Below are 6,127 nucleotides of genomic sequence, written 5' to 3'. Positions count from 1 at the left end.
CCGCCACACGCCGGCCGGTCCAGACATGGACCCAGTCGGCGCCGGCGGGCAGGCGCAGCGCGCGGGTGGTCGCGCCCGCCGCCATCACGGGCGCCGCCAGCAGATCGGGGCCGAGCAGATGCTCGTCGCACTCCGCCCAGGCGAGCGGGTCGTCCGGGAAGTCGAGCCAGGTCGGCCGCACCATCGGCTCGTACGTGGCGTGATAGCGATGCAGCAGGTCGTACCAGAAGGGCAGCAGCGTCTGCCGCAACGCCATCAACCGCGCGATCGCGGGCAGCGCCTGCGGGTACATCCAGGGCTCGTTGACCGTGCCGTCGTCGTTCCAGCTGTGGATGCTGAAGCGCGGCATCAGCACGCCCGCCTGCACCCAGCGCACCAGCAGCTCGGGGGACGGCGCCGGGCCGGCGAACCCGCCGACATCGTGGCCGCTGTTGGACACGCCCGACAGCGCCAGCCCGATCGCCTGGCGCGCATTATAGCGCAGCGTCTTCCACTCCGTCCGATTGTCCCCCGTCCAGGTCTGCGCATAGCGTTGCAACCCCGCCATGCCCGAGCGCGTGACCACATAGGGCCGCGCGTCCGGCCGCGCGGCGAGCTGGGCCTGGCGCGACGCGCGGGTCATCAACAGCGGCTGGACGGGCCGCATCGCCGCCGCCGGCCGCGCCTGCCCAAAGCCGTGGAAGCGCGCGCGCGCGTCCCATACCTCATATTCGTTGTTGTCGTTCCAAGTCGCCTCGATGCCCTGATCGAGCAACGCCGCCGTCACCTGCCCGCGCCACCAGGCGGCGGCCGCCGGGTTGGTGAAATCGAGATAGCCGCCGACCTCGTCCCAGAACTGCGCCTCGACCGGCCGGCCCGCGTCGTCCGCGACGAACAGGCCGGCGGCGGCGACCTCGTCATGGCGGGGGTGGCTGCGCAGCAGCGCCGGCTTGATGTTGGGGACGAGCCGCACGCCGGCCGCCGCATAGGCGCCGACGAAACCGGCGGGATCGGGGAACTTGTCGCGGTTCCAGTGGAACACATAGCGCCTGTCGCCGATCGAGGTGTAGCCCGACGACAGGTGGAACGAGGTGCAGCCCAGGTCGTGCTCGGCGCAGCGCTCCAGGAACGACGCCATCCGCGCCGCCGCGTCGGGCGCGTCGGTATAGCTCATCGTCGAGCCCGAATAGCCCAGCGACCAGCGCGGCATCAGCGCGGGCCGGCCCGTCAGCCAGGTGAACCGCCGCGTCACCTCGCGCGGATCGGGGCCGGCGATCATCCACAGGTCCAGGTCGCCCGCGTCGGCGACGACGTGGCGATAGGGCCCGTGGTAATTGTCCCGCTCGCGCCCCAGGTCGACCGTCACGTCGGCGACGCTGTCGTAGAAGGCGGCATGGCAGCGGCCGTCGGCGTCGGCGACGAGCAGGTACGGGATCGACTTATATTGCGGGTCGTCGTGTTCGGCGTCGTAGCCCATCGGGTCGACGTTGGTCAGCCGGAAGCGGCGGCCGGCACGGTCGGCGTCGCCCGTCCGGTCGCCCAACCCATAGAAACGCTCGCCCGGACGCCGCGCGACGTAATGATGCGCGCGGCCGTCCCACCAGCCGAAATCATAGGCCTGGGTCGGCCGGTCGCGCGCGATCACGCGCCAGCCGTCGCCGTCACGCTGCGCCCATTCGCAGTGGAGCCCGTGCCAGCCGATCGTCACCCGCAGCCGCGCCGTCTCGATCGTCAGCCGGTCGGGCGTGTCGGTGAGCGTGAAATCGGGACAGGCGAAGCCGGTCACGTCCAGCCGGTCGCGGCCGGGCTCGGCGATGTCGTCCTGCCCGGGCGCGATCGCCCAGCTTGGCGGGCTGGTGACGGTGCCGTCGGCGAGCAGCAGCAGCCGGACGATGTCGTCCTCCAGCACGAACAGGTGCGCGACCGCGCCCGTGTCGGCGCGCAGCGTCACGCGGCCGCGCACGCGCTCGGCGAGGACGAAGCGCGGCGGGTCGGAGAGCGTCGCCCGTCTCACGCGATGGCCCTTGACCGCGTCAGCACGCCGATGAACGCGATCAGCACCGCCGCGCCGAGCAGGTCGAACACCCCCAACATGCCGAACAGCGGCGCATAGCCGATCGTGTCGGCGAGCTGGCCGATCAGCAGGGAAAAGAGCAGTCCGCCGATCCACCCCGCCTGCCCGATCAGCCCGTTGGCAAGCCCCACCTCGGCCGGCGCGAACACGTCGGTCGACAGCGTGTTGATCAGGCCGGAGATCATCTGGTGCGCGAAGCCGCCGACGCAGAACAGCCCGATCGCCAGATACGGGCTCGCGGCCAGCCCTATGCAGCCGGGCGCGATCATCAGCACCGCGCCAAGGCCGACCCCGGCGACGCGCGACCCGATCAGCGGCACGCCGCGCTTCATCAGCCAGGGCGACAGATACCCCCCGCCGATCCCGCCCGCGTCGGCGGCGAGGAAGGGCAGCCAGGCGAACAACGCGATCTGCTTCAGGTCCATGCCGCGCTCCGTCGCGAGGTATAGCGGGATCCAGAAGCTGAACGTCTGCCACGCCGGCTCGGCCAGGAAGCGGGGCACCGCGATCACCCAGAAGCGCCGGTCGGCCAGGATCGCACGGGCCGACGCATGCTCGCCGACGCCCGCCGGCGGGCGGACGGCCGTCGCTGGCGTGCGGTACAGCGCGTACCAGGCAGCGGCCCAGACGAGGCCCACCGCGCCCGTGACCACGAACGCCCAGCGCCAGTTCGCCCATAATGTCACCGCGACGACGATCGGCGGCGCCAGCACCGCGCCCAGCGAGGTGCCGGCATTGAACCAACCGATGGCGACCGATCGCTCGCGCGCCGGGAACCACTCGGCCACCGCCTTGACGCCCGACGGGATCGCGACCGATTCGGTCAGGCCGAGCAGCCCGCGGAAGAAGGCGAGGCTCAACCAGCCGGCGGCGAGCGCGTGCAGCATGTTAGCGGCCGACCAGGCGACGCCGAACAGCGCGAACCCCATGCGCAGGCCGATCCGATCGATGATCGCGCCGGCGACCGGCTGCATGGCGGTATAGGCGATCTGGAAGGCGCCGACGACGTAGCTGTATTGCCGCGTGCTCATCTGGAACACGAGCTTCAGCTCGGGCGCCAGCACGCCCAGCGAGTTGCGGGCCAGATAATTGGCCACCGTCCCCGCGCAGATCAGCGCGACGATCCACCATCGCATGTTCCGCATCGCGCCTCTCCCGACCGGCCGCTTAGGCCAAGCGGATTGGCCTGTCCATGTTGTCCGACCAATGTGGCGCCCGAGGCTACACGGCCGTCGCCGGCTTGACGTTGCCGCGCTTTCATGGCTCACACGCCGCCGTCATCGCCGGCGCTGGCCAAGGGGCGCGTCTTCGAACATCGTCATGTTCGATCAGGAAAGCGGTGATCGCCGGGGCACGACGATCATGGAGCGCGCGAAGTGAAGCCGATCTACCACGACGCGGGCGAGGCGCTGCGCGACCTTCTGCGCGACGGCCAGACGCTGATGGTCGGCGGCTTCGGCCTGTGCGGCATTCCCGAGGCGCTGATCGACGCCATGGTGCCGCTGGGCGTCACCGGGCTGACCTGCGTCTCCAACAATGCGGGGATCGACGGGGTCGGGCTGGGCAAGCTGCTGCGCACCCGGCAGATCGCCAAGATGATCAGCTCCTATGTCGGCGAGAACAAGGAGTTCGAGCGGCAATATCTCGCCGGCGAGCTGCAGGTGGAGTTCTGCCCGCAGGGCTCGCTCGCCGAGCGCTGCCGCGCCGGAGGCGCCGGCATTCCCGCCTTCTTCACCCGCACCGGCGTCGGCACCGTGGTCGCCGACGGCAAGGAAGTGCGGGAGTTCGGCGGCGAGCATTATGTGCTGGAAACCGCCCTAGTCGCGGACGTGTCGCTCGTGAAGGGGTGGAAGGCCGACGAGGCGGGCAACCTCGTCTTCCGCCGCACCGCGCGCAACTTCAACCAGCCGATGGCGACCGCCGGCAAGGTCTGCGTCGCCGAGGTGGAGGAGATCGTGCCCGTCGGCACGCTCGACCCCGACCAGATCCACCTGCCCGGCATCTATGTCCAGCGGCTGCTGCTCAACCCGCGTCCGGACAAGAAGATCGAGTTCCGCACCATCCGCCAGCGTGGTGACGCCGCGCCGGCCGCCGCCACGGGGAGCGAACGCTGATGCCTTGGGACCGCAACGACATCGCCGCCCGCGCTGCGCGAGAGCTGCGCGACGGCTATTACGTCAATCTGGGGATCGGCATCCCGACACTGGTCGCCAACAACATCCCCGACGACATGACGGTGACGCTCCAGTCGGAGAACGGGATGCTCGGCATCGGCCCGTTCCCGTATGACGACGAGGTCGACCCGGACCTGATCAATGCGGGCAAGCAGACGATCAGCGCCCTGCCCTCGTCCAGCTTCTTCTCATCCTCCGACAGCTTCGCGATGATCCGGGGCGGGCATATCGACCTCACCATCCTGGGCGCGATGGAGGTGTCGGAGACCGGCGACCTCGCCAATTGGATGATCCCGGGCAAGGTCATCAAGGGCATGGGCGGCGCGATGGACCTCGTCGCCGGCGTCCGCCGGGTGGTGGTGACGATGGATCACGTCTCCAAGAACGGCGAGCCCAAGATCCGGCGCGAATGCTCGCTGCCGCTGACAGGCAAGGGCGTGGTCGACATGATCATCACCGACCTGGGCGTGCTGGAGCGTCCCGCCCGGGGCGAGCCGTTCCGCCTGATCGAGATCGCGCCCGGCGTGACGCGCGACGAGCTGGTCGCCAAGACGGAGGCACGCATCGCGGCGTGACGTTGGTCACTGGCCGAACGCGGGAGATGGCATGGCATCGGAGGCGAAGACGGTGGCGTTCCTGGTCGATCAGATCGCGGATGCGGGACTGATCCAGGCCAAGCCGATGTTCGGCGAGCACGGGCTGTATTGCGACGGCAAGATGGTCGCGATGATCTGTGACGATCAGCTGTTCGTCAAGCCGACGGCGGGCGGGCGCGCGTTCGCGGACGGGCTCGACGAACGGCCGCCCTATCCCGGCGCCAAGCCGTGCCTGCTCGTCGACGCGGACCGCTGGGACGACCGCGACTGGCTGGCGCGGCTGATCGGCATCACCGCCGCCGAGCTGCCGGCACCAAAGGCGAGGCCGCCGCGACGCAAGGGGTGATCCGCCTTACGCCAGCGGCAGCGCGGGCGCGTCGCGCGCGAAGTTCGAGACGGTGACACCCACCAGCCGGATCCCGGTCGACGCCGGCAATACCGAGCGGATCAGCTCCAGGCTCGCATCGCGCAGCTCCGCCCGGGTCGCGACGACCGTCGGCCGGCTGCGGCTGCGCGTGATCTGGCGGAAGTCGGCATATTTGACCTTCACCGTCACCGTCCGCCCGAACGCCTGGGTCCGCTCGCACCAACCCCAGACATCATCCGCCTGCCCCAGCACCCCCGCCTCGATCTCCGCCGGGTCGAGGAGGTCGCGATCGAACGTCGTCTCCGAGCCCGACGACTTGCGGGTCCGATGCGGGTTGACCGGCCGGTCGTCGATCCCGCGCGCGATCGCGTGATACCAGCCGGCGCTGCTGCCGAAATGCCGCTCCAGGACGGCCAGCGGCTGGGCGCGGAGGTCCGCGCCCGTCTCGATCCCCAGCCGCCGCATCTTCGCCGCTGTCACCGGGCCGACGCCGTGGAAGCGCGCGACGGGCAGCGTCTCCACCCAGGCCGGCCCCATCTCGGGCGTCACCGCGAACTGGCCGTTGGGCTTGCGGTGATCGGAGGCGAGCTTGGCGAGGAACTTGTTGTAGCTGATCCCCGCCGACGCGGTCAGCCCGGTCTCGGCCAGGATGCGCGCGCGGATCGCCCGGGCGGTGGCCCAGGCGGTGCCCAGCCGCTGACGATCCGCCGTCACGTCCAGATAGGCCTCGTCAAGCGACAGCGGCTGGATCAGCTCGGTATAGTCGGCGAAGATCGCGCCGATCTGCGCCGACACCGCCTTGTACACGTCGAACCGGGGCCGCGCGAAGTGAAGCTCCGGGCAGCGCCGCCGCGCCGTGACCGACGGCAGCGCCGAGCGCACGCCGAACGCGCGCGCTTCATAGCTGGCGGCCGCGACCACCCCGCGCGCCACGAGG

6 protein-coding genes are annotated in these 6,127 nt (G+C 70.5%); 3 read left to right on the top strand and 3 right to left on the bottom strand.

Going from position 1 to position 6,127, the window contains the following annotated elements:
• Both HUU95_RS06075 and HUU95_RS06070 read right to left on the bottom strand, forming a co-directional pair.
• Positions 1 to 1,993 (bottom strand): glycoside hydrolase family 31 protein (locus HUU95_RS06075; protein WP_174279297.1); only part of this gene is annotated, 1,993 nt, incomplete at its 3' end.
• Complete coding sequence (locus HUU95_RS06070; protein ID WP_174279296.1) at positions 1,990 to 3,198, bottom strand: MFS transporter; 1,209 nt, start codon at positions 3,196 to 3,198, stop codon at positions 1,990 to 1,992. The genes HUU95_RS06075 and HUU95_RS06070, both read right to left, overlap by 4 nt.
• Before the next feature lie 231 nt (positions 3,199 to 3,429).
• Between HUU95_RS06070 and HUU95_RS06065 the strand changes: the two genes are divergently transcribed.
• Genes HUU95_RS06065 through HUU95_RS06055 form a run of 3 tightly spaced genes read left to right on the top strand, consistent with a single transcriptional unit; the run spans position 3,430 to position 5,169 of the window.
• Positions 3,430 to 4,167 carry a CoA transferase subunit A gene (locus HUU95_RS06065; protein ID WP_174279295.1) on the top strand — a complete coding sequence of 246 codons (738 nt, stop codon included), beginning with the start codon at positions 3,430 to 3,432 and terminating at the stop codon, positions 4,165 to 4,167.
• Positions 4,167 to 4,802: a 3-oxoacid CoA-transferase subunit B gene (locus HUU95_RS06060; RefSeq protein WP_174279294.1), complete on the top strand. Its 636-nt coding sequence runs from the start codon at positions 4,167 to 4,169 to the stop codon at positions 4,800 to 4,802. The genes HUU95_RS06065 and HUU95_RS06060 overlap by 1 nt, the downstream gene beginning before the upstream one ends.
• A 31-nt stretch (positions 4,803 to 4,833) precedes the next feature.
• Complete coding sequence (locus tag HUU95_RS06055) at positions 4,834 to 5,169, top strand: TfoX/Sxy family protein (protein WP_174279293.1); 336 nt, start codon at positions 4,834 to 4,836, stop codon at positions 5,167 to 5,169.
• 6 nt (positions 5,170 to 5,175) lie between these two features.
• On the opposite strand, the gene dinB is transcribed toward HUU95_RS06055, so the two are convergent.
• On the bottom strand, positions 5,176 to 6,127 hold a 952-nt coding region (dinB, locus tag HUU95_RS06050; protein WP_174279292.1), incomplete at its 5' end, for a DNA polymerase IV.

The organism is Sphingomonas bacterium, from assembly GCF_903643065.1.
GTDB lineage: Bacteria > Pseudomonadota > Alphaproteobacteria > Sphingomonadales > Sphingomonadaceae > Sphingomonas.
The sequence above is the reverse complement of the archived record's forward strand: the minus strand, read 5'-3'. Positions and strand labels throughout refer to the sequence as shown.